The sequence below is a fragment of the Mesorhizobium hawassense genome (genome assembly GCF_003289945.1).
Classification (GTDB): Bacteria; Pseudomonadota; Alphaproteobacteria; order Rhizobiales; family Rhizobiaceae; genus Mesorhizobium; species Mesorhizobium hawassense.
Genome location: NZ_QMBP01000020.1, coordinates 17,613 through 36,677, shown reverse-complemented (window position 1 = coordinate 36,677; position 19,065 = coordinate 17,613). Strand labels below are relative to the sequence as shown.

Here is a 19,065-nt window from a genome sequence, read left to right as displayed (position 1 = left end):
CCGCAATGACCCTGCCTGCCGATTTCGCGCCGGAAGCAGTCGCGGCGATCCGCGCGCGGCTGGACATGGCGCGCGCGCAAGGCGCGAAAATCCTGTTCGCCATCGAAAGCGGAAGCCGGGCGTGGGGTTTTCCGTCGCCGGACAGCGACTACGACTGCCGCTTCGTTTATGTCCGCCCGGTCGCCGATCACCTGGTGCTGGAACAGCCGCGCGACGTGCTCGAGTTTCCGCTCGAAGGCGAGATCGACGCCGGCGGCTGGGATCTGCGCAAGGCCCTGCTTCTGGCGCTTGGCGGCAATGCGGTCATCGTCGAATGGGCGAAGTCGCTGATCGTCTATGAGGAAGTTGCCGGCTTTCGCCCCCGTCTGCTCGACCTTTTGGCCGAGATCGTCGATCCGGCAAAGGTGTCGCGGCATTATCTCGGCCTTGCGCGCTCGCATGTCGCCAAGGCTGGAAGCTTCGCCGGCGAAGTAAAATTGAAGAAGCTGTTCTATCTCATCCGGCCGATCGTCGCGCTGGACTGGATGGAGCAGCGCGATTTCACCAGCCTGCCGCCGATGAACATGGTCGATTGCCTGGCCGAAACCGAGGTTCCGGCGCAGGCCGCCGGCGAAATCCGCAAGCTGATCGAGAAGAAGCGCATGACGCGCGAACTGGGCACCGGGCCTATCCCGGCCGAGATCGCGTGCTATCTCGAAGCGCGCTATGGTCATCACGAGATGAACCTGGCCGGTTCGGCCCGCGACGAGGCGCGGCAGGCCCGCAACCGTGGCCTGGCGACCGATTTCTACCGAAGGGAGGCAGAAAGCCAATGACCGATCTCCCCGTCCTCTCCGCCGTCGAGGCGCGCGTGCTCGGCTCCCTGATCGAGAAGAAGGAGCTGACGCCGGACGTCTACCCGCTGACGCTCAACGGCGCGCACCAGGCAGCCAACCAGAAGACGGCGCGCGAGCCGGTGATGGCGCTGGAGCTGACCGAGATCAGACGGGCGCTGAGCACGCTCGAGCAGAAGGGGCTGGTGCGCCAGGCTTTTGCTTCGCGCGTCGAGCGCTACGAGCATCTGATGGCGCAGCGCTTTTCGCTGACCACGCCGCAGATCGCCGTGATCGGCCTTCTGCTCCTGCGCGGCGCGCAGACGGCGCATGAATTGCTGGCGCGCTCGGAGCGCATGGCGCGCTTTGCCTCCATCGAGGAGCTGCGCGACAATCTCGACCTGATGATTGGCCGCCGCCCGCCGCTGATCCAGCTGCTGGAACGCGCGCCCGGGCAGCGCGAGGAGCGCTACGTGCATCTGCTGAGCGGGCCGGTGGAAGCGACCGCGGTGGCGGCGCCTTGGCAGCCGGCGGCGACTGCTGCGGATTCCGATCTCGAAGCGCGTGTGCGGGCGTTGGAAGAAGAGGTCGCGGCGTTGCGCACGAAGATCGAGGCGCTGGGCTTGTAGATCCATTGACGGGAAATGTCGGCGGGACAGCGCCCCTTCGTCCTGCCGGACATCTCCCCCACGAGGGGGGAGATTGGATGTCACTCCGGCTTTCGCCAATCGCCAGCATTGCAGAAAGAGCGAGGCGCCTAAGCTGCTGATCTCCCCCCAAGTGGGGGAGATGGCCGGCAGGCCAGAGGGGGCGCGAAGGATCGCTGCCTTAGGAAAAAGGGGCGCTCACCCCAACCGTGCGTCGAGCGAAACCTTGATCGCGCCCAGCGCCTTCGAGACTGGGCATTCGGCCTTGGCCTTCTCGGCCAGCTCCTTGAACTTCGCCGCGTCGATGCCCGGCACTTTGCCGACCACCGTCAGCGCGCTGCCGGTGATGCCGGTGCCGGGCACCAGCGTCACCACCGCCTTGGCGTCGAGCTCGGCGGCCGGCGTGCCGTTCTCAGCCAGGAAATGCGAGAATTGCATGGCATAGCAGCCGGCATGCGCGGCGGCGATGAGCTCTTCCGGATTGGTGCCGGACTTGCCGCTCTCGTCCTGGAAGCGCGCCTTGAACGAATAGGGGGCGGCCTTCAGCGCGCCGCTCTGCGTGTCGAGCGTGCCCTTGCCTTCCGTCAGATTGCCTTTCCAGACGGCGTTTGCGGTGCGGTCCATGAAGTCCTCCCTGTGTCGGGGTTTTTCGCCGGCGGGCGCCGACGTTCCTGCAAACTATAGCGCGGGCGGGCCGGAAGACCATCCATGGCTTGATATGATTGTGTTTCGCGGGACACGAAGTTTCTCGAAAAAAAATGCGTGCAAAAATGTCGACTTCCCGTCGGTCCGGCCGTCCTGCGAGCGCCACTCACGGCCGATGGAGATTAACGATGGACAATCTGTTTCTTGCGATCTGGGGCAAGCCGGGACGAAAAGCCCGGCGACCAGAAGAGTTCTGGCTGGACCCGCCGACGCCGGGCTTTGGCCGGCTGGCCTCGGCCATCGCCGTCATCGGCGTCGCGGCATGCCTGCTCGATCATGCGGCGACGGCAGGCAAAACTGACACCGCCGTCGTCGCCGCCTATAAATCATCGACGGAAGGGAGCCTGAAATGAAATATGTCCTGCTGGTCTATGGCGAAGAAAAAGATCTCTTCGCGCTGACGCCTGAGCGGGGGGCCAAGCTCGATGCCGACTCGCTCGCCTATGACCGGGAGCTCGACCGGCAGGGCAAGCTGATCGTCGCGCAGGCGCTGCAGTCGGTGAAGACGTCGAAATCGCTGAGGCGGCGCAAGGGCAAGGCGCTGGTGACCGACGGGCCGTTCGCCGAGACCAAGGAGCAGCTGCTCGGCTTCGTCATGGTCGAGGCGGCGGACCTTGCCGAGGCGCTGAGGATTGCCGAAGGCATTCCGCTGGCCGAACTGGGCACGGTCGAGATCCGGGCGATCTACGACATACCGGGTTCATGATGCCGGCCAATGGCGGTTGTGGCGGGATGTTCAGCTTTTCTTCACCGGTCGCAACCGTCGCGTGTTGAAGCAGGGCCGCGCTTCTCTTATCGTCACCGCGATTTCGGGGGAATTCGGCATGCCTTTTCTGATCGCCATTCTTGGCCTGCTCGGCGCGGCCGCCATCTGGTGGTACCGGCTGAAATACATGAGCGACGCCGCGCGTGAGGTCGCCGACGTCGTCGGCCGCGTGCAAGGCAATATTCGGCGCAAGAAATTGCGCAAGCAGGCCGCGCTGTCGCCGCTGACGGCGATCGACGACCCCGTGGTGGCCGCCGCTACGCTGATCACCGCGATCGTTGCGGAGCAAGGGCCCGTGCTGCCGAAGCGCGAGGCGGTGCTGCGCGAGGTGATCGCGCAGATCGCGGACGGCCAGAAGAAGACCGACGAGGCCGTCGTCTATGCCAAATGGGCGGCCGCGCAGGTCGACGACACGACGATCGTCATCGACAAACTGGCGCCGTTCCTGCGCGAGCGCCTCGATCCGCACGAGCGCGACGATCTGCTCAAGATGCTGAACCGCGTCGCGCAGGGCGGCGAGCAGGGCCTCAGAATAGCCGACCAGCGGATGCTGAGGTTGCGGCAGAAGTTGGGTTTCGAGGTGAATTGAGCACTTTGGCGTCGTTGCTAGATCGCACACCTCGGTGATTGGCTGAAACGCCCTCACGTTCGTCATTGTATGGCGTAGCAAGGAGCGAAGCGACACGGCGTAGACCATAGAATCCATTCCGTTATCTATGAGCGTTGCAGCGGTGCAGAATTCTGCTCCGCAGCACCCTACGATTAAAGTCACGGAATGGATCCTCGGGTCTTCGCGTCCGCTTCGCCCGTGGATGACGACGTTCAAAGGCCTACGCCAGTCGGCAAACGTTCAGATCGCCTCGCCCTTGAGCAGCCTTGGCGTGTCGCCGGACAGGCCGGAGGCCTGGCGGATGAAGAAATCCTTGAGCTTCGGCATGCGCTCGACCAGGCCGAGGCCGAGGTCGCGGGCGGCGCGCAGCGGGCCGATGTCGTTGGAAAACAGTCGGTTCAAGACGTCGGTGGTGACGCCCATCTGCAGCGTGTCGAAGCGGCGCCATTGCTGGTAGCGCTCGAGCACGTCGAGCGCGCCGATGTCCTGGCCGAGACGGTCGGCCTCGACCACGACTTCGGCCAGGGCCGCGACATCCTTGAAGCCGAGATTGAGGCCTTGGCCTGCGATCGGATGGATGCCGTGCGCGGCGTCGCCGGCGAGCGCGATGCGCGGCGCGACGAAGGCGCGCGCCAGCGTCAGGCCGAGCGGCCACGCGCGCGGCTTGTCGGCGACTCGGATCTCGCCGAGCTTCAGGCCGAAGCGCTGCTCCAGATCGTGCTCGAAGACGAATTCGTCGCCCTCGACCAGCGCCTTGGCGTCTTCGGTGCGTTCCACCCAGACGATCGACGAGCGGTTGGTCCCGTCCTTGTCGGGCTTCAGCGGCAGCGTCGCGAACGGACCCGCGGGCAGGAAATGCTCCTCGGCGCGACCGTTGTGCGGGCGCTCATGCGCCACGGTGCAGACGATGCCGGACTGGCCGTATTCCCATTTGACCGTCTTGATGCCGGCCATGTCGCGCAGCTTCGAATTGACGCCGTCGGCGGCGATCAGCAGCCGCGCCTTCAGCGCGGCGCCATCGGCCAGATGCACCGTGATGCCGGCGCCGTTCACATCGAAGGCACTGACCGCCATGCCCTCGATGATGTCGATGCCGAGTTTTTCGGCGCGCCGGCGCAGCGCGCCGTTCAAGTCGCGGTTGGCGACCATGTGGGCGAATGGCTCGCCGGGCGCCACCTCGCCGTCGAAGGTCAAGAACACCGGGCGCACCGGATCGGCGGCGCGCGAGTCGGTGATGATCATTTCGGTGATCGCCTGCGCCTCTGGCGCGATCTCTTCCCAGACGCCGAGCTGTTCCAGCATGCGGCTGGCAGCCGCCGCGATGGCCGAGGCGCGGCCGTCCTTCTGCCAGACGCCGGCGGGGGCGGCATCGACGATGGCGATGGCGAGGCCGGGGCGCGCCTGCTTCAACGACACGGCGGCAGTGAGGCCGACATAGCCGGCGCCGGCGATGAGCACGTCGAGCGGAGCCTCGCGGTTTCCGTTGGCCTCTGCGCTGTCCGGCTTGCGGTCGACCATGGCATCATCCTTTCACGGCTTCGGCCCGCTGCCGTTTGCGGCCTTGACTGCCCGCACGTCCTGTCCGAAACCGGCCATGGCACATCTTTGAAGGATTTCAAACATGACGGCGGCCATGGACGAGCTTCTCGACATTCTCGACCTCGAGCAACTCGAACACAATCTGTATCGTGGTCGCAGCCCCAAGGTCGACTGGCAGCGCGTGTTCGGCGGCCAGACGATCGCGCAGGCGCTGGTCGCCGCGCAGCGCACCGTCGAGCCGGACCGCCACGTGCATTCGCTGCACGGCTATTTCATGCGCCCGGGCGATACCAAGCTGCCTATCGTCTACGAGGTCGACCGCATCCGCGACGGCGGCTCTTTCACCACGCGCCGCGTGGTGGCGATCCAACATGGCCAGGCGATCTTTTCGCTGGAAGCTTCGTTCCAGCAGGACGAGGTCGGGCTGGAGCATCAGCTGCCGATGCCGCGGGACGTGCCGGCGCCCGACACGCTGCTCTCGCAGCGCGAGCTTCTGGGAAAATTCGGCGAGGCGGTGCCGGAAGGCATCAAGCGCTACTGGGAGCGTGATCGGCCGATCGAGATGAAGCCGGTGATGCTAAAGCATTACACCAGCCGCGAGAAGCTGGAGCCGCAGCAGAACATCTGGATCCGCACCACCGGTCCGGTGCCGGAAAACCGAGCCATTCAGGCAGCGGTGCTTGCCTATCTCTCGGACATGACGCTGCTCGACACCTCGACCTTCGCGCATGGCCGCGCCATCTTCGATCGCGACATCCAGGCCGCCAGCCTCGACCACGCCATGTGGTTCCACCGCAGCCATTCGCTGGACGACTGGATCCTCTACAATCAGGACAGTCCGTCGACGCAAGGCTCGCGCGGTTTCACGCGCGGTTCGCTGTTCGCGCGTGATGGGACGCTCATCGCCTCGGTCGCGCAGGAAGGCCTGATCCGGCTGAAACGCTGAGCCGGCTTCGCGCCAAGCCTGCAAAGCAGGCATTTTTCAGAATCTGCCTATTTTTTCATCATCTGTTCTCGCGCGCCTGCGCTTCAAAAATGAGCACAGCGTGCTCATTCCCTTTGTTTACAACAGGTTAACGAGCCGTTTCAGCAATTGGCACGGAGCTTGAATCCTAGGGAGCACTCTCCGGCTCCCACGGGATCGGCGAAGTCGTGCAATCCGCGGGGGACCGCAACAGCAAAGGGTGAAACCTTATGAAAATCGTGATGGCAATCATCAAGCCGTTCAAGCTCGACGAGGTGCGCGAAGCGCTCACCGCCGTCGGCATCCAGGGCCTGACCGTCACCGAAGTCAAAGGCTACGGGCGTCAGAAGGGACATACGGAAATCTATCGCGGCGCGGAATACGCGGTCAGCTTCCTGCCCAAGATCAAGATCGAGGTCGCGGTCGGCGCCGACATGGTCGACAAGGCCGTCGAAGCCATCACCGCGGCTGCCAAGACCGGCCAGATCGGCGACGGCAAGATCTTCGTCTTCGGCATCGACCAGGCAGTGCGCATCCGCACCGGCGAAACAGACACCGACGCGCTCTGAGCGACGACCAGTCATTCCAACGGAGAGTTCAATGAATATTCCTTCCCCCATGAAGACGACGGGACGCGCGGCCGCGCTCGCGGCGTTCGCGTACACCGCCTTGTGCTCGGTCGCCGCCTTCGCGCAGACAGCCGCGCCGGCCGCCACGACCGCTCCGGCACCCGCGCCGACCCCGGTCCTCGACACCGGCAACACCGCCTGGATGCTGACTTCGACGGCGCTGGTGCTGATGATGACCATTCCCGGCCTGGCGCTGTTCTATGGCGGCATGGTGCGCAAGAAGAACGTGCTGGCCACCATCATGCAGAGCTTCGCCATCACCTGCCTGGTGACCGTGCTGTGGTTCATGTTCGGCTATTCGCTCGCTTTCACCACCAACGATTCCGCCGGCCTGAACGCCTATATCGGCGGCTTCTCGCGCTTCTTCCACCACGGCATCACGGTCTCGACGCTGTGGCTGCCGGGGGTCTCGAACATTCCAGAATTCGTGTTCTCGATGTTCCAGATGACCTTCGCCATCATCACGCCGGCGCTGATCGCCGGCGCCTTCGCCGAGCGCATGAAATTCTCGGCGCTGCTGCTGTTCATGGGCCTGTGGCTGGTCTTCGTCTACGCGCCGATCGCGCACTGGGTATGGGGCGGCGGCTTCCTCGGCACCGCAGGCGTGCTCGACTTCGCCGGCGGCACGGTCGTCCACATCAACGCCGGTGTCGCGGGCCTGGTCTGCGCGCTGGTGCTCGGCAAGCGCGAGGGTTACGGCACCACCAACATGGCGCCGCATAACCTCGTCTACTCGGTGATCGGCGCCTCGCTGCTGTGGGTCGGCTGGTTCGGCTTCAACGCCGGTTCGGAACTCGCCGCCGACGGCCTCGCCGGTGCTGCCATGCTGAACACGCAGGTCGCCACCGCCGCGGCGGCGCTGGCCTGGATGTTCGCCGAATGGATCGTCGCCAAGAAGCCTTCGGTGCTCGGCATCATCTCGGGCGCCGTCGCAGGCCTCGTCGCGGTGACGCCGGCTTCCGGCTTCGTCAACCCGACCGGCGCCTTCATCGTCGGCATCCTCGCCGGCGTCATCTGCTACCTGTCGGCGGTCAAGCTCAAGCATGCGCTCGGCTATGACGACTCGCTCGATGCCTTCGGCGTGCATGGTATCGGCGGTATCGTCGGCGCACTGCTCACCGGCGCGCTCGCCGATCCGGCGATCAACGCGCTCGGCAAGGACGCTTCGGTCGGCAAGCAGCTCTACGGCATCGCCTTCACCATCCTGTGGACCGCGGTCGCCACCTTCGTGATCCTCTACATCGTCAAGGCGCTGGTCGGCCTGCGTCCGTCGACCCAGGAAGAAGTGGAAGGTCTCGACGTCACCCAGCACGGCGAAGTGGTGCCATAAAGACCAGCTTTGCCAGGGGCCGGCGGATCCTCCTCCCGCCGGTCCGGATTTCACCTCCCAAGATCCCGTCGTGATGCTCTCGAAAGGGGCTCACGCCTTGAGGCCCGGAACGACCTTCCGGGCCTCCTTTTTGTCAGGCATGCCGCTCCTGCAGGCCTTCGCTCACATTCACTTGATCGCACCAGCATGAAACGTCGGCTCCCGTGGTTTCGTACCTGGATCGTGACCGCCACCATGGCGTTCTCCAGACAAAAGGGAAGGAACCACCTGATGAACCTCAAGAACATCTTCCTGGGAGCAATGGCTCTTTCGATGGTCAGCGGCGTTGCACTTGCCGGGGCTCTCGATGAGCCGGACAACATGGCCCCGTTCTTCACCGATACCAGCATGAAGACCATGAAGCCGGAAGCCGACTTCAAGGCGGCTTGGGCTTCGACGGCGAAGGACAAGCAGGACATGATGATGAAGGAGTGCCAGGACGGGGCGATGAGCAAGCCTCACGCCGAATTCTGCGCCAACCTGATGATGTACGCCGGTCACAAGTGATCGCGGAAGGTCGGGTCCAGAAGGGTCCGATCGTTTCGATGTTTGAAGACAAGGGGTGGCGGGCCGCGAGGCCTACCACCCCTTGTCTCTACGCCATGCCGGTAAAAGGCCATGGTTAATGCGGCCTTAACCTTCCCCCCGATAGTCTGGCGTTCGAATCTGCCGAGGTGCGCCATGCGCCCGGCCAGGCAACGATCACGGGGAAGAGGCATGCGTTCAGGCGCTTCAGCACCGCTCGCGCTGACCGATACGGGGCACGGCATCCAGGCATTCGCACGGCGCCAGGTCGGGCGGCTGGTCGGCGCCGGCCTGTTCCTGTTCACCGCCTTCGGCATTGCGGCTTTGGCCACATGGAACGTCGCCGACCCGAGCTTCTCGCATGCCACCAGCAACGTCGTCACCAACGCCATGGGCTATGCCGGCGCGGTGTTCTCCGATCTAGCCATGCAGTTCTTCGGCCTTGCCGCCGTCGCGGGTCTGGTGCCGGCGGTGATCTGGGGTTTCCTTCTGTTTTCCGCGCGCGGCGTCGACAAACTGCCGAAGCGCGGCTTCGCCTGGTTCGGCTTCGCCTTGCTTGCCGCGGCCATCGCCGGCTGCGTGACGCCGCCCAACACCTGGCCGCTGCCCACCGGCCTCGGCGGCGTCTTCGGCGACATGGTGCTGAAGATCCCCGGCATCGCCGTCGGCGGCTACCCGAAAGGGCTCTTCGCCAGCATCATCGCACTCATCCTTGCCGCTCCCACTCTGTGGCTGTTTGCCTACGGCTCGGCGCTGATTGCTCGCAAGAACGGCTTTGCCGTCATGGAGCGCACCGCCGCGCCCGATCCGCGCGAGCAGGACGAGATGCTGTTCGACGAGGATGAGGACGAGGGCGACGAGGGGATACTCGCGCTCGGCGCCATCACCCATTGGTGGCTGTCGTTCCGCGCCTGGATGCATCGCCGTGCCGCGCGCCGCAGGCAGGAGCGCGACGAGTTTGAGCCGCCGATGGAGCCGAAGGCGAGTGCCTGGCGGCGCGCCGCCGAGCGGGTCGAATCGGCCGAGTTCGCAGAAGCCCGCATGAGCCCGGGCGGCCGCGCCCGCGTCGAGCCGGAATTCTTCGCCGCGATGGTCAACGACCGCAGCGCTTCGGTCGACCCGGTCGACGAGGACATCTTCGACGAAGAGGACGAAGACGTCGACCTCGACGACTTCGACGACGAGGCGCCCGTGCAGCGTCGCGGCGCCGGCGCCAGGGTGCAGAATTTCCGCTCCGACGCCGCAACCCGCGTCGCGGCGCCGGCGGCGCGTCCGGTGCCCGGCTCACGTGTCCAGCGCGAGGCGCAGACGTCGCTGATCGGGTCGGACACGTTCGAAATGCCGTCGCTGCATTTCCTCTCCGAGCCGAAGAACATCGCCAAGGATGCGAGCCTTTCGAAGGACGCGCTGGAGCAGAATGCGCGCCTACTCGAAGGCGTGCTGGAAGATTTCGGCGTCAAGGGCGAGATCATCCATGTCCGACCCGGTCCGGTCGTCACCCTCTACGAACTGGAGCCGGCGCCCGGCATCAAATCCTCGCGCGTCATCGGCCTTTCCGACGACATCGCCCGTTCGATGAGCGCGATCGCCTGCCGCGTCGCCGTGGTGCCGGGCCGCAACGCCATCGGCATCGAACTGCCGAATGCCAAGCGCGAGACGGTCTATCTGCGCGAGATCATGGCCAGCCGCGACTTCGAGACGACCAAGATGAAGCTGGCGCTGGCGCTTGGCAAAAGCATCAACGGCGAAGCCGTCATCGTCGACATCGCCAAGATGCCGCACGTGCTGGTCGCCGGCACAACCGGCTCGGGCAAGTCGGTGGCCATCAACACCATGATCCTGTCGCTGCTCTATCGGCTGACGCCGCAGGAATGCCGGCTGATCATGATCGACCCGAAGATGCTCGAACTCTCCGTCTATGACGGCATCCCGCATCTTTTGACGCCGGTCGTCACCGATCCGAAGAAGGCGGTGGTGGCGCTGAAATGGACCGTGCGGGAGATGGAAGACCGCTATCGCAAGATGTCCAAGGTCGGCGTGCGCAACATCGACGGCTTCAACGCACGCGTTCAGCAGGCTGAGAAGAAGGGCGAGAAGATCTCGCGCACGGTGCAGACGGGCTTCGACCGCCAGACCGGCGAGGCGATCTACGAGACCGAGGATCTCGATCTCGAACCGATGCCCTATATCGTCGTCATCATCGACGAGATGGCCGATCTGATGATGGTGGCCGGCAAGGATATCGAAGGCGCGGTGCAGCGCCTGGCGCAGATGGCGCGCGCCGCCGGCATCCATGTCATCATGGCCACGCAACGCCCGTCTGTCGACGTCATCACCGGCACCATCAAGGCCAATTTCCCGACCCGCATCTCCTTCCAGGTGACGTCGAAGATCGACAGCCGCACTATCCTGGGAGAGCAGGGCGCCGAGCAGCTGCTCGGCATGGGCGACATGCTCTATATGGCCGGCGGCGGCCGCATCCAGCGTGTGCACGGCCCGTTCGTCTCGGACGACGAGGTCGAGAAGGTCGTTGGGCATCTGAAACTGCAGGGCGTGCCGGAATATCTCGACGCCATCACCGAGGACGACGAGGAAGAGGACGAGGACGGCCCGTCGGCGAAAGGCGGCTCCGGCGGCGGCAATTTCGAGGATTCCGACGATCCCTACGACCAGGCGGTCGCGGTCGTGCTGCGCGACGGCAAAGCGTCGACCAGCTACATCCAGCGCCGGCTCGGCATCGGCTACAACCGCGCCGCCTCGATCATCGAGAAAATGGAGAAGGAAGGCATTGTCGGCCCGGCCAACCACGCCGGCAAGCGCGAGATACTGGTGCCGACCGAAGAGGACAAGTTTTAGGGTTTATCGACATTCAGGTGAGGGCGGTCTGCAAATGGCGGCTTCCTGCGCTTCCGGTGCTCACGTACGAAAAGTACGCTCCGCTCCGGTTCTCGGAAACCACCATTTTCGACTCGGCCTGACCTGAATCTCGACAAACCCCTGGCCCGGTGAGACGCCAACTCGGGTCAGCAGGCAACCGGAAATCGCGTGGCGCGTTCAATGCGACGGGCTATCGCGCAGCCGCCAAACTTAGGCCCTAGTGGGAGCCCAGACACTGCGACCACACGAATCACAGGATGTGACCGGCATGAAAACCCCGACCGAATTCGCCCTCACCCGCCGCCAGGTGCTTGGTTTCGGCTTGATGCTTGGCGGCGTTGCCGCTCTCAACCTCGTGCCCGGATACCAGCTCGTGGCCGCCGCGCAGGCGGCGGTGCCGCCGGCGGCGCAGAAGATTGCCGACCACTTCTCCTCGGTGAAGTCGATGAGCGGCGAATTCGTCCAGTTCGGCCCGAAAGGCGAGCAGACCGGTGGCAAGTTCTTCCTCGAACGCCCAGGCAAGATCCGTTTCAACTATGACGGCTCGTCGAACTTCCGCGTCATCTCCGACGGCAAGTCGGTGGTGATCCTGAACAAGAAGCTCAACACCTCCGACCTCTACCCGCTGTCGAAGACGCCGCTGAAACTGCTGCTCGACGACCGGATCGATCTCTCCGGCGGGCGCGTCAAGGCCGTCAAGGAAGAGGACGACCTCACCACCATCAAGCTTTCCGACAAGTCGGTCTTCGGGAATGCGATGATCACGATGATGTTCGATCCGAAGACCTATGATCTGCGCCAGTGGACGATCACCGACGCTCAGGGGAAAGACACGACGGTGATGATCTTCAACACCAAGGAAGGCGTCAGCTTCCCGGCGGATACGTTCGCCATCGACTATACGGCGAACAGAGAGCTGAATACCAAGACCCGGTAGATTCAGGTGAGGCCGGCCTGCAAATGGCGGTCTCCTGCGCTTCCGGTGCTCACGTACTTAAGTACGCTCCGCTCCGGTTCTCGGAGCCCACCATTTTCGACTCGGCCTGACCTGAATCGGGGCCGTTGCGGGCACAAGAGACGGCAGGCTCGCCGGCTTGTCTTTCTAGTGTGCGGCTGGCACTAGTTCGGCGACCTTAGCCGTCCTGGACCTCGCCGCATGCCCTTCACCGTCGCTACCTGGAACATCAACTCCGTGCGCCTGCGCATGCCGATCGTCGAGCGGCTGCTGAAAGAACACGCGCCCGACGTGCTGTGCCTGCAGGAAACCAAGGTGCCGGACGAGCTGTTTCCGGAAAAGGCTTTCCGCAAGGCGGGCTACGAGCACATCCTGTTCCATGGCCAGAAGGGCTATCACGGCGTCGCCACCGTCGCCCGCCGGCCGATCGAGCTGGTGGAGAAGCGGCGGTTCTGCGAGATCGACGACAGCCGGCATCTGTCGGTCAGGGTCCAGGCGGGCGGCAAGTCGGTGCTGGTGCATAATTTCTACGTGCCGGCCGGCGGCGACGAGCCGGATCCGGAGATCAACCGCAAATTCAGGCACAAGCTCGATTTCGTCCAGGAGATGAACGGCGTGCCGGCGAGCGCGGACGAATCATCGGCATCGATCCTGGTCGGCGACCTGAACATCGCGCCGCAGGAGCATGACGTCTGGTCGCACAAGCAATTGCTCAACGTCGTCAGCCACACGCCGGTCGAGACGACAAACTTCGAGGCGATGCGCAAAGCGGGCGGCTGGGTCGACCTGATGCGGCTCAACGTGCCGGCCGAGCAGAAGCTCTACACTTGGTGGAGCTATCGCGCGAAGGACTGGGAAGCCTCCAATCGCGGCCGCCGCCTCGACCATGTCTGGTCGTCCGCCAATCTGCTGCCGGATTTCACCGGCTACGAGATCCTGCAGGCGGCGCGCGGCTGGCAAAAGCCATCCGATCATGTGCCGGTGATGGCGAAGTTTGATTTGGATTAGCCCGTAAACCGCGGCCCTAACGCCTCGATGCGGGCGATCATCTGCTGGAATTCCTCCAGGATGCGTTCGTGCAGCTGCACCGCGAGTTCCGGGTACTCCTCGAGGATGCGGTGAAACATCTTGCGGCTCAGCCGGATGACTTCCGAATCGATTGCCGCGGAAGCGCTGGTCAGCCGCCGCGTGTCGGCGATCAGGGCCAGCTCGCTCAGCATCGCGCCGGGGCCGGCCGTGCCGATCGGGATGCGCTCGCCGCCCTGCTCGCGATAGAGCGCGATGCGGCCTTTGACGACGATATAAGCGGAGTCGGCGTCGTCATCCTCGAGATAGAGCTTGCGGTCCGCCTGCAGGAAGGTGTTTTCCGCGCCGAAGGCAAGCAGGCGCAGCTGTTCCTGCGTGAAGCCCTGGAAAAGCTTCACGCTGGACAGGATGCGGATGTCGTCATCCAACGCCATCCTAGCTGTGTCCCCGAGCGGTCAGTCCAGTCCCTCCTTTGGAGCGGCGTGCCCTTCAGGGCGCGCGACAAACGCTCCTATATTTCCAGTCCACGCATCATATGACGCGTCCATCGAGCCGATCCATCACCCTCCAGCACCAGGATCGTACCCGAAGCGATCCCGCCCCGACCGCAACATCTGTTTGTTTTGACGCAATTCCGGTCGGATAACCGCTTCACACCTTTGGAATTGCTCTAGATCATGAAATCTTTAAGGAACCAGCTTGTAGCCGCCGCTTTCTGTCACAAGAATTTCGGCATTGGAAGGATCGCGCTCGATCTTCTGGCGCAACCGGTAGACATGGGTCTCCAGCGTGTGCGTGGTGACGCCGGAATTGTAGCCCCATACCTCTTCCAGCAGCACGTCGCGCGTCACCACTTTCTGGTCGGCGCGGTAGAGGTACTTGATGATCGAGGCTTCCTTCTCGGTCAGCCGCACCTTGGCGCCGCGCGGATCGAGCAGCAGCTTCTGGCTGGGCTTGAACGTGTAGGGACCAACCGAGAAGGTCGCGTCCTCGCTCTGCTCGTGCTGGCGCAGCTGGGCACGGATGCGCGCCAAAAGCACGGCGAAGCGGAAGGGCTTGGTCACATAGTCGTTGGCGCCGGCCTCGAGGCCGAGAATGGTGTCGGAATCGGTGTCGTGGCCGGTCAGCATGATGATCGGCGCCTTGTAACCGCCCTTGCGCAGGATCTTCACCGCCTCGCGGCCGTCCATGTCGGGCAGGCCGACATCCATGATGAGCAGGTCGACGACGCCGCCGCGCGCCGCGGCAACGCCCTTCGCGGCGGTTGCTTCCTGCTGAACGTCGAATTCCTCGTAAAGCGCCAACTGCTCGACCAAAGTGGCCCGCAGGTCGTCGTCATCATCAACGATCAGAATGGTGCGTGATGTCATGGGATATCAATCCGTTGTTTTAAAAAGAATATTCAGTTGACCTCCCCCCATTTATGCGGAAGCTCACCGGCGCAACAGCCGATCACAGTGATTTGTTCCGTGAGACAATCATACAAGAAAAAAAGCGCGCGCAATGAGGCGGGCGCAATTTTGCCGAAAGGCTTGGCCGTTTTGGTCGTGCGCGCTCGCCCCGGCAACCCCGCGCAGGGGTTTCTTCAAGCCGGCAAAACGGTGTTTTCCTGCGCCTTGGGGCGCAGCGGCATCTCGGCCAACAAGCATGAGGGGGATGGCGCGACGCCCTTGGCGTCGATGCGTATCCTGTCGGGCTATTTCCGCGACGATCATTTCGCGGGCGCGCGCAGGACAAGGCTGCCGATGGCGCCGATCGGCCCGGATCTCGGCTGGTGCGAGGTGCCGGACGATCGCAACTACAATCGCCCGGTGAAGATCCCCTATGGCGCGAGCCATGAGCGGATGAAGCGCGACGACCGGCTCTACGATGTCTGCCTGGTTCTCGACTGGAACATCGGGCCGCGCCTGCGCGGGCGCGGCAGCGCGATCTTCTTTCATCTGGCACGGCCGGGCTTCACGCCGACGCAAGGGTGTGTGGCGGTGGCGGCGCGTACCATGGCAAGGCTGCTTCCACTATTGTCGGATCGGACGGTGGTGAGGGTGGTGAGGTAGGCAGTAGGCAGTAGGCAGTAGGCAGTAGGCACTCTCTCCCTACTGCCCAATTCCTACTGCCTAATGCCTGACCGTCGGCCTCTGCCAGCCAGTACCCAGCAGGCCGATTTCGCGAAGTTCCCGGTCCACCGCCTTCGCAACGTCGCGGCGCTCGGCGCCGATGTCGCGCAGCAGATCGTCGGAAAGATCCTCGACAGATTCGATGGGCAGCCGGGCGGCGACCCGTGCCTGACGCAGCCAGTCGAACGCTGCCCGCAGCCAGTTCGGGAGGGGGGATTTCAGGGTCGCGTGAGACTTCAAAACGATCTCGGTCATGGCTTTATCCGTGTTCTCCGGATATCAAATCCGGTTTGATGGTGTTTCGATGAGGCCATCATGCCGGATTGAAAAGCAAACAGGAAACGAGTAGTTCTTTTCTTATCATCAAGTTTTATTTGGAGATCGCATGTCCAAGCTGCTGCCGGGAACGCGGGCGCTGCGGACCTTCGAAGCAGCCGCCAGGCACTTGAATTTCACCCGCGCCGCCGACGAGCTCGGCCTGACGCCGGCGGCGGTCAGCCACCAGATCAAGGAAATCGAGGATCAGCTCGATCTGGTGCTGTTCACGCGCACCAGCCGCACCATCCGGCTGACCGAAGCGGGCGGCGTGCTGCACGACGCGTCGATCGACGCGCTCGACCTGCTCAACCGCGCCGTCAGCCGCGCCCGCAAGATGACGCGCGGCACCTCGCTCTTGAAAGTGACGCTCGACGCGCAGTTCGCGACAAAGTGGCTGATGCGGCGCGTCGACGATTTCCGCCAGCAGAAACCCGGTATCGAGCTGCGCTTCGACATCACCTACGACGTCAGGGATTTCGAGCGCGACGATGTCGATATCGGCATCCGTTTCGGCACCGGCAGATATCCGGGGCTCGTCGCGCACCGGCTGTTCGAAAACATCATCATCCCGGTGTGCAGTCCGGCGCTGCTGGCGTCAGGTCCGCCGCTGAGAGAACCACGCGACCTGTTCAACCACACGCTTGCCCATATCGACTGGTCGCGGCAAGGCGTCACCTGGCCGAACTGGAGCATGTGGATGCAGGCGGCCGGCGTCGACGATTTCGACGACAGCCGAACGCTGGTCTTCGGATCCTCGACCGATGCCGCCCAGGCGGCGCTCGACGGCAATGCCGTCGCGCTCGCCGACTTTGCCATGGTGGCCAACGATCTTTCGCAGGGCCGCCTGGTGCAGCCCTTCGAGCTCGGCATCAAGGTCGCGCCGGATTTCGCCTATTTCCTGGTCTATCCAGAGGCCGCGAAAGACGACGCGCGCGTCGTCGCCTTCCGCGATTGGCTGACCGAAGAGGCGGCGAAGACGCCTACGTGAGAGGCGAATTGATATTCAGGTGATGCCGGCCTGCAAATGCCGAATCCCTGCGCTTCCGGTGCTCACGTACTTTAAGTACGCTCCGCTCCGGCCTTCGCCGGCCGAAGCCCTCATAAGTGTTTCCGCTCTATGAAGGCTACGGCCGGCGTAGGCCGGTTCTCGGAATCCGCCCAGTTTGGTCGCTTCGCGCCCGTCTTCGACTCCGACTCGGCCTGACCTGAATCTCAACTCGCCTCATCCTGCCGGAGCGGCCGGCGCGCCGAACCAGCCGATCACCGCGCCGATGATCAGCATCACGCCCAGCCAGTGGCCGGCATCGATCGCCGTCAGGGTCCAGCCGAAGCCTTGATAACGGTGGTTGGCCGTCAACGTGGTGGCGATGAAGCCGAGCCAAAGCACGAAGCCGAACAGCAGGCCCGCGATCGGGTTCGGTTCGCCGCCGGTGATTGCTCCCACCACCAGTGTCAGGACAAGCGCCATGACCAGCTCGGCGATGAAGCTGACGATGAACGGAAGGGCCGAGCGCTTCATGGTCGCCGGGTCGAGCCTGGCCGCGTTCAACCAGGGCTTGCTCAAACCCATGTACCAGACGGCGCCGAACAACCATGCGATGACTGCGGCGACGATCACCGCCAGCCAGTTCACGACCGAAAAATCCATGCTTTCCCCTCCAAATCGAAATGCGATGGAACGCTTGTTCGCCCGTCGCGTCAAGCAAGGCGCCAGACCGTCGTGCGCTTGACCTCGGCGTCTTCCAGCACCCGCGTCACCGGGACCTCATAGACGGCAAGCGACTGCAGCCCGTTCCTGGGAAGGTAGGCGCGGCCGGGATCGCCGACGAGGATATCGGCGCCGCGCGCCCGCAGGCGTGCGAACCAGGGCAGCAGGCTGTGGGCGAAGGCCTTGTCGTAGAAGACATCGCCGGCCAGCACGACGTCCCAGCCATCGTCGGAGCCGACACAATCCGTGCCGAGGAATTGCGCTTCGACGGCATTGGCTTCGAGGTTGAGCGCGATGGCCGTCTCGCAAAACGGGTCGATGTCGGCGGCGATCACGCTTGCAGCGCCTGCCTTCATCGCGGCGATCGCGACCAGGCCTGAACCTGAGGCGAAGTCGAGCACGCGTTTCCCCCGTACGCTCCTTGGGTGGTCGAGCACGTAGCGTGCGAGGCCCTGGCCGCCGGCCCAGGCAAAGGCCCAGTAAGGCGGCGGCAGGCCGATCTCGGCCAGCTCCTCCTCGGTGCGCAGCCAAAGGTCATGCGCCTCGTCGGCAAGGTGCAGAAGCACTTCCGGCACATGTGGCGGCGCCATCAGTGCCGAGTTGTCGAGGATGAACTTTTTCGCGCTTTTCGGCGTCAGCTTCGTCACGGCGCCGGGGTGAGCTCGGCCATGCGGCAGACCTCTTTCCATTCGGCCGGCGTCACCGGCTGCACGGAAAGCCGGCCGAGCCGGACCAGCGCCATGTCGGCCAATTTCGGATTGGCCTTGACCTGTTCCAGCGTCACCGGCTTCGGCACGTCCTTGAAGGCGCGGATGTCGACGCATTCCCAGCGAGGGTCATCCGTCGTGCTGTCGGGATGCGCCAGCGCGCAGACCTCGGCGATGCCGACGATGTCGAGCCATTCATTGGAGTGGTAGAAGAAGCCGAGATCGCCGATCCGCATCGCCTTCATGTTGTTGCGGGCGGCGTAGTTGCGCACGCCGTCCCACTGCGTACCGGCCTTGCCCTTGGCCTTCAGCGCCTCGAAGGAAAAGACCGAGGGTTCGGACTTGAACAGCCAGTAGTTCATATCGATTGTCCCGTTGCCATTGCCGGTACGCCACGCGTGGCGGTTCCATCACCGCTACCCTTAGCTTGTCTGCGTCGCTGCGGCGAGAGGGCGCAGAGCCGCCGCGCCGCGAACGATCATGCGCCGGCGGGCTTCTGGAACACCCAGTTCCACGGACGGATCTGGACGCTTTCGAACAGGCCGGCCTTGGCATAGGGGTCGGCGGCCGCCAGGGCTTGCGCGCCAGCCATGTCCGGAGCTTCGATCATCACCAGGCTGCCGTCGGGCTTGCCGTCGGCGTCGAGGAAGGGGCCAGCGAAGGCAAGTTTCCCTTCGGCGATCAGGCCTTCCAGGAATGCCGCATGCGCCGGCCTTGTGTCGACGCGCAGCTGCAGGCTGCCGGGCTTGTCCTTGCAAATCAACGCAAACAGCATGGTCCAAAAACTCCGATGG

Annotated in this window: 23 protein-coding genes; 14 read left to right on the top strand and 9 right to left on the bottom strand. The window is 64.0% G+C overall.

Annotated features, from left to right (window positions below; genetic code table 11):
• Positions 1-5: 5 nt before the first annotated feature.
• Both DPM33_RS29555 and DPM33_RS29550 read left to right on the top strand, forming a co-directional pair.
• The gene (locus DPM33_RS29555; protein ID WP_112100921.1) at positions 6-815 is read left to right on the top strand and encodes a nucleotidyltransferase domain-containing protein; all 810 of its coding nucleotides are present in this window, start codon (positions 6-8) and stop codon (positions 813-815) included.
• Positions 812-1,441, top strand: coding sequence for a YceH family protein (locus tag DPM33_RS29550; RefSeq protein ID WP_112100920.1), 630 nt, complete (start codon positions 812-814; stop codon positions 1,439-1,441). Before DPM33_RS29555 ends, DPM33_RS29550 begins: the two co-directional genes overlap by 4 nt.
• 216 nt (positions 1,442-1,657) lie before the next feature.
• On the opposite strand, the gene DPM33_RS29540 is transcribed toward DPM33_RS29550, so the two are convergent.
• Complete coding sequence (locus DPM33_RS29540) at positions 1,658-2,083, bottom strand: OsmC family protein (RefSeq protein ID WP_112100919.1); 426 nt, start codon at positions 2,081-2,083, stop codon at positions 1,658-1,660.
• A gap of 209 nt (positions 2,084-2,292) precedes the next feature.
• Between DPM33_RS29540 and DPM33_RS29535 the strand changes: the two genes are divergently transcribed.
• The 3 genes from DPM33_RS29535 (at position 2,293) to DPM33_RS29525 (ending at position 3,519) form a co-directional block, all read left to right on the top strand.
• The gene (locus DPM33_RS29535; RefSeq protein ID WP_112100918.1) at positions 2,293-2,517 is read left to right on the top strand and encodes a hypothetical protein; all 225 of its coding nucleotides are present in this window, start codon (positions 2,293-2,295) and stop codon (positions 2,515-2,517) included.
• On the top strand, positions 2,514-2,870 hold the full coding sequence (locus DPM33_RS29530; RefSeq protein ID WP_112100917.1) for a YciI family protein: 357 nt from the start codon (positions 2,514-2,516) through the stop codon (positions 2,868-2,870). Before DPM33_RS29535 ends, DPM33_RS29530 begins: the two co-directional genes overlap by 4 nt.
• A gap of 118 nt (positions 2,871-2,988) precedes the next feature.
• Positions 2,989-3,519 (top strand): hypothetical protein, encoded by a 531-nt coding sequence (locus tag DPM33_RS29525; protein WP_112101013.1) that lies wholly within the window; start codon positions 2,989-2,991, stop codon positions 3,517-3,519.
• Between the two features lie 261 nt (positions 3,520-3,780).
• On the opposite strand, the gene DPM33_RS29520 is transcribed toward DPM33_RS29525, so the two are convergent.
• Complete coding sequence (locus DPM33_RS29520) at positions 3,781-5,058, bottom strand: ubiquinone biosynthesis hydroxylase (RefSeq protein WP_112100916.1); 1,278 nt, start codon at positions 5,056-5,058, stop codon at positions 3,781-3,783.
• Between the two features lie 103 nt (positions 5,059-5,161).
• Here DPM33_RS29520 and tesB point away from each other — a divergent pair, with 103 nt between their 5' ends.
• The 7 genes from tesB to xth all read left to right on the top strand — a co-directional run bounded on the left by tesB (position 5,162) and on the right by xth (position 13,406).
• Positions 5,162-6,025 (top strand): acyl-CoA thioesterase II, encoded by an 864-nt coding sequence (gene tesB, locus DPM33_RS29515; RefSeq protein WP_112100915.1) that lies wholly within the window; start codon positions 5,162-5,164, stop codon positions 6,023-6,025.
• A 248-nt stretch (positions 6,026-6,273) separates the two neighbouring features.
• Entirely contained in the window at positions 6,274-6,612 is a 339-nt protein-coding gene (locus DPM33_RS29510; protein WP_006327120.1) for a P-II family nitrogen regulator, read from the top strand.
• A 49-nt stretch (positions 6,613-6,661) separates the two neighbouring features.
• Complete coding sequence (locus tag DPM33_RS29505) at positions 6,662-8,002, top strand: ammonium transporter (RefSeq protein WP_425373602.1); 1,341 nt, start codon at positions 6,662-6,664, stop codon at positions 8,000-8,002.
• Positions 8,003-8,272: 270 nt separating this feature from the next.
• Positions 8,273-8,548 carry a hypothetical protein gene (locus tag DPM33_RS29500; RefSeq protein ID WP_112101012.1) on the top strand — a complete coding sequence of 92 codons (276 nt, stop codon included), beginning with the start codon at positions 8,273-8,275 and terminating at the stop codon, positions 8,546-8,548.
• A gap of 210 nt (positions 8,549-8,758) precedes the next feature.
• The gene (locus DPM33_RS29495) at positions 8,759-11,422 is read left to right on the top strand and encodes a DNA translocase FtsK (RefSeq protein ID WP_112100913.1); all 2,664 of its coding nucleotides are present in this window, start codon (positions 8,759-8,761) and stop codon (positions 11,420-11,422) included.
• Between the two features lie 289 nt (positions 11,423-11,711).
• A complete protein-coding gene (locus tag DPM33_RS29490) occupies positions 11,712-12,380 on the top strand; it encodes an outer-membrane lipoprotein carrier protein LolA (protein ID WP_112100912.1) in 669 nt (222 codons plus the stop codon).
• Positions 12,381-12,599: 219 nt separating this feature from the next.
• On the top strand, positions 12,600-13,406 hold the full coding sequence (gene xth, locus DPM33_RS29485) for an exodeoxyribonuclease III (RefSeq protein WP_112100911.1): 807 nt from the start codon (positions 12,600-12,602) through the stop codon (positions 13,404-13,406).
• Here the strand turns inward: xth and DPM33_RS29480 are convergent.
• Entirely contained in the window at positions 13,403-13,858 is a 456-nt protein-coding gene (locus DPM33_RS29480; RefSeq protein ID WP_112100910.1) for a cyclic nucleotide-binding domain-containing protein, read from the bottom strand. The genes xth and DPM33_RS29480 overlap by 4 nt on opposite strands.
• A gap of 252 nt (positions 13,859-14,110) precedes the next feature.
• Positions 14,111-14,794: a response regulator transcription factor gene (locus tag DPM33_RS29475; RefSeq protein WP_112100909.1), complete on the bottom strand. Its 684-nt coding sequence runs from the start codon at positions 14,792-14,794 to the stop codon at positions 14,111-14,113.
• Between the two features lie 147 nt (positions 14,795-14,941).
• Between DPM33_RS29475 and DPM33_RS29470 the strand changes: the two genes are divergently transcribed.
• Positions 14,942-15,478 (top strand): L,D-transpeptidase family protein, encoded by a 537-nt coding sequence (locus tag DPM33_RS29470; protein ID WP_245442475.1) that lies wholly within the window; start codon positions 14,942-14,944, stop codon positions 15,476-15,478.
• 60 nt (positions 15,479-15,538) lie between these two features.
• Here the strand turns inward: DPM33_RS29470 and DPM33_RS29465 are convergent, their stop codons facing one another.
• A complete protein-coding gene (locus tag DPM33_RS29465; RefSeq protein WP_112100907.1) occupies positions 15,539-15,793 on the bottom strand; it encodes a hypothetical protein in 255 nt (84 codons plus the stop codon).
• 130 nt (positions 15,794-15,923) lie between these two features.
• Here DPM33_RS29465 and gcvA point away from each other — a divergent pair, with 130 nt between their 5' ends.
• Positions 15,924-16,844 carry a transcriptional regulator GcvA gene (gene gcvA, locus DPM33_RS29460; protein WP_112100906.1) on the top strand — a complete coding sequence of 307 codons (921 nt, stop codon included), beginning with the start codon at positions 15,924-15,926 and terminating at the stop codon, positions 16,842-16,844.
• A 234-nt stretch (positions 16,845-17,078) separates the two neighbouring features.
• On the opposite strand, the gene DPM33_RS29455 is transcribed toward gcvA, so the two are convergent.
• From DPM33_RS29455 to DPM33_RS29440, 4 genes are all read right to left on the bottom strand, one after another.
• Positions 17,079-17,504, bottom strand: coding sequence for a DUF1761 domain-containing protein (locus DPM33_RS29455; RefSeq protein ID WP_112100905.1), 426 nt, complete (start codon positions 17,502-17,504; stop codon positions 17,079-17,081).
• A gap of 50 nt (positions 17,505-17,554) precedes the next feature.
• The gene (locus DPM33_RS29450) at positions 17,555-18,211 is read right to left on the bottom strand and encodes a class I SAM-dependent methyltransferase (RefSeq protein ID WP_112100904.1); all 657 of its coding nucleotides are present in this window, start codon (positions 18,209-18,211) and stop codon (positions 17,555-17,557) included.
• Positions 18,208-18,633, bottom strand: a complete 426-nt coding sequence (locus DPM33_RS29445; protein WP_112100903.1) for an EVE domain-containing protein — start codon at positions 18,631-18,633, stop codon at positions 18,208-18,210. The genes DPM33_RS29450 and DPM33_RS29445 overlap by 4 nt, the downstream gene beginning before the upstream one ends.
• A 116-nt stretch (positions 18,634-18,749) precedes the next feature.
• Positions 18,750-19,046, bottom strand: coding sequence for a YciI-like protein (locus DPM33_RS29440; RefSeq protein ID WP_112100902.1), 297 nt, complete (start codon positions 19,044-19,046; stop codon positions 18,750-18,752).
• Between the last annotated feature and the right edge of the window lie 19 nt (positions 19,047-19,065).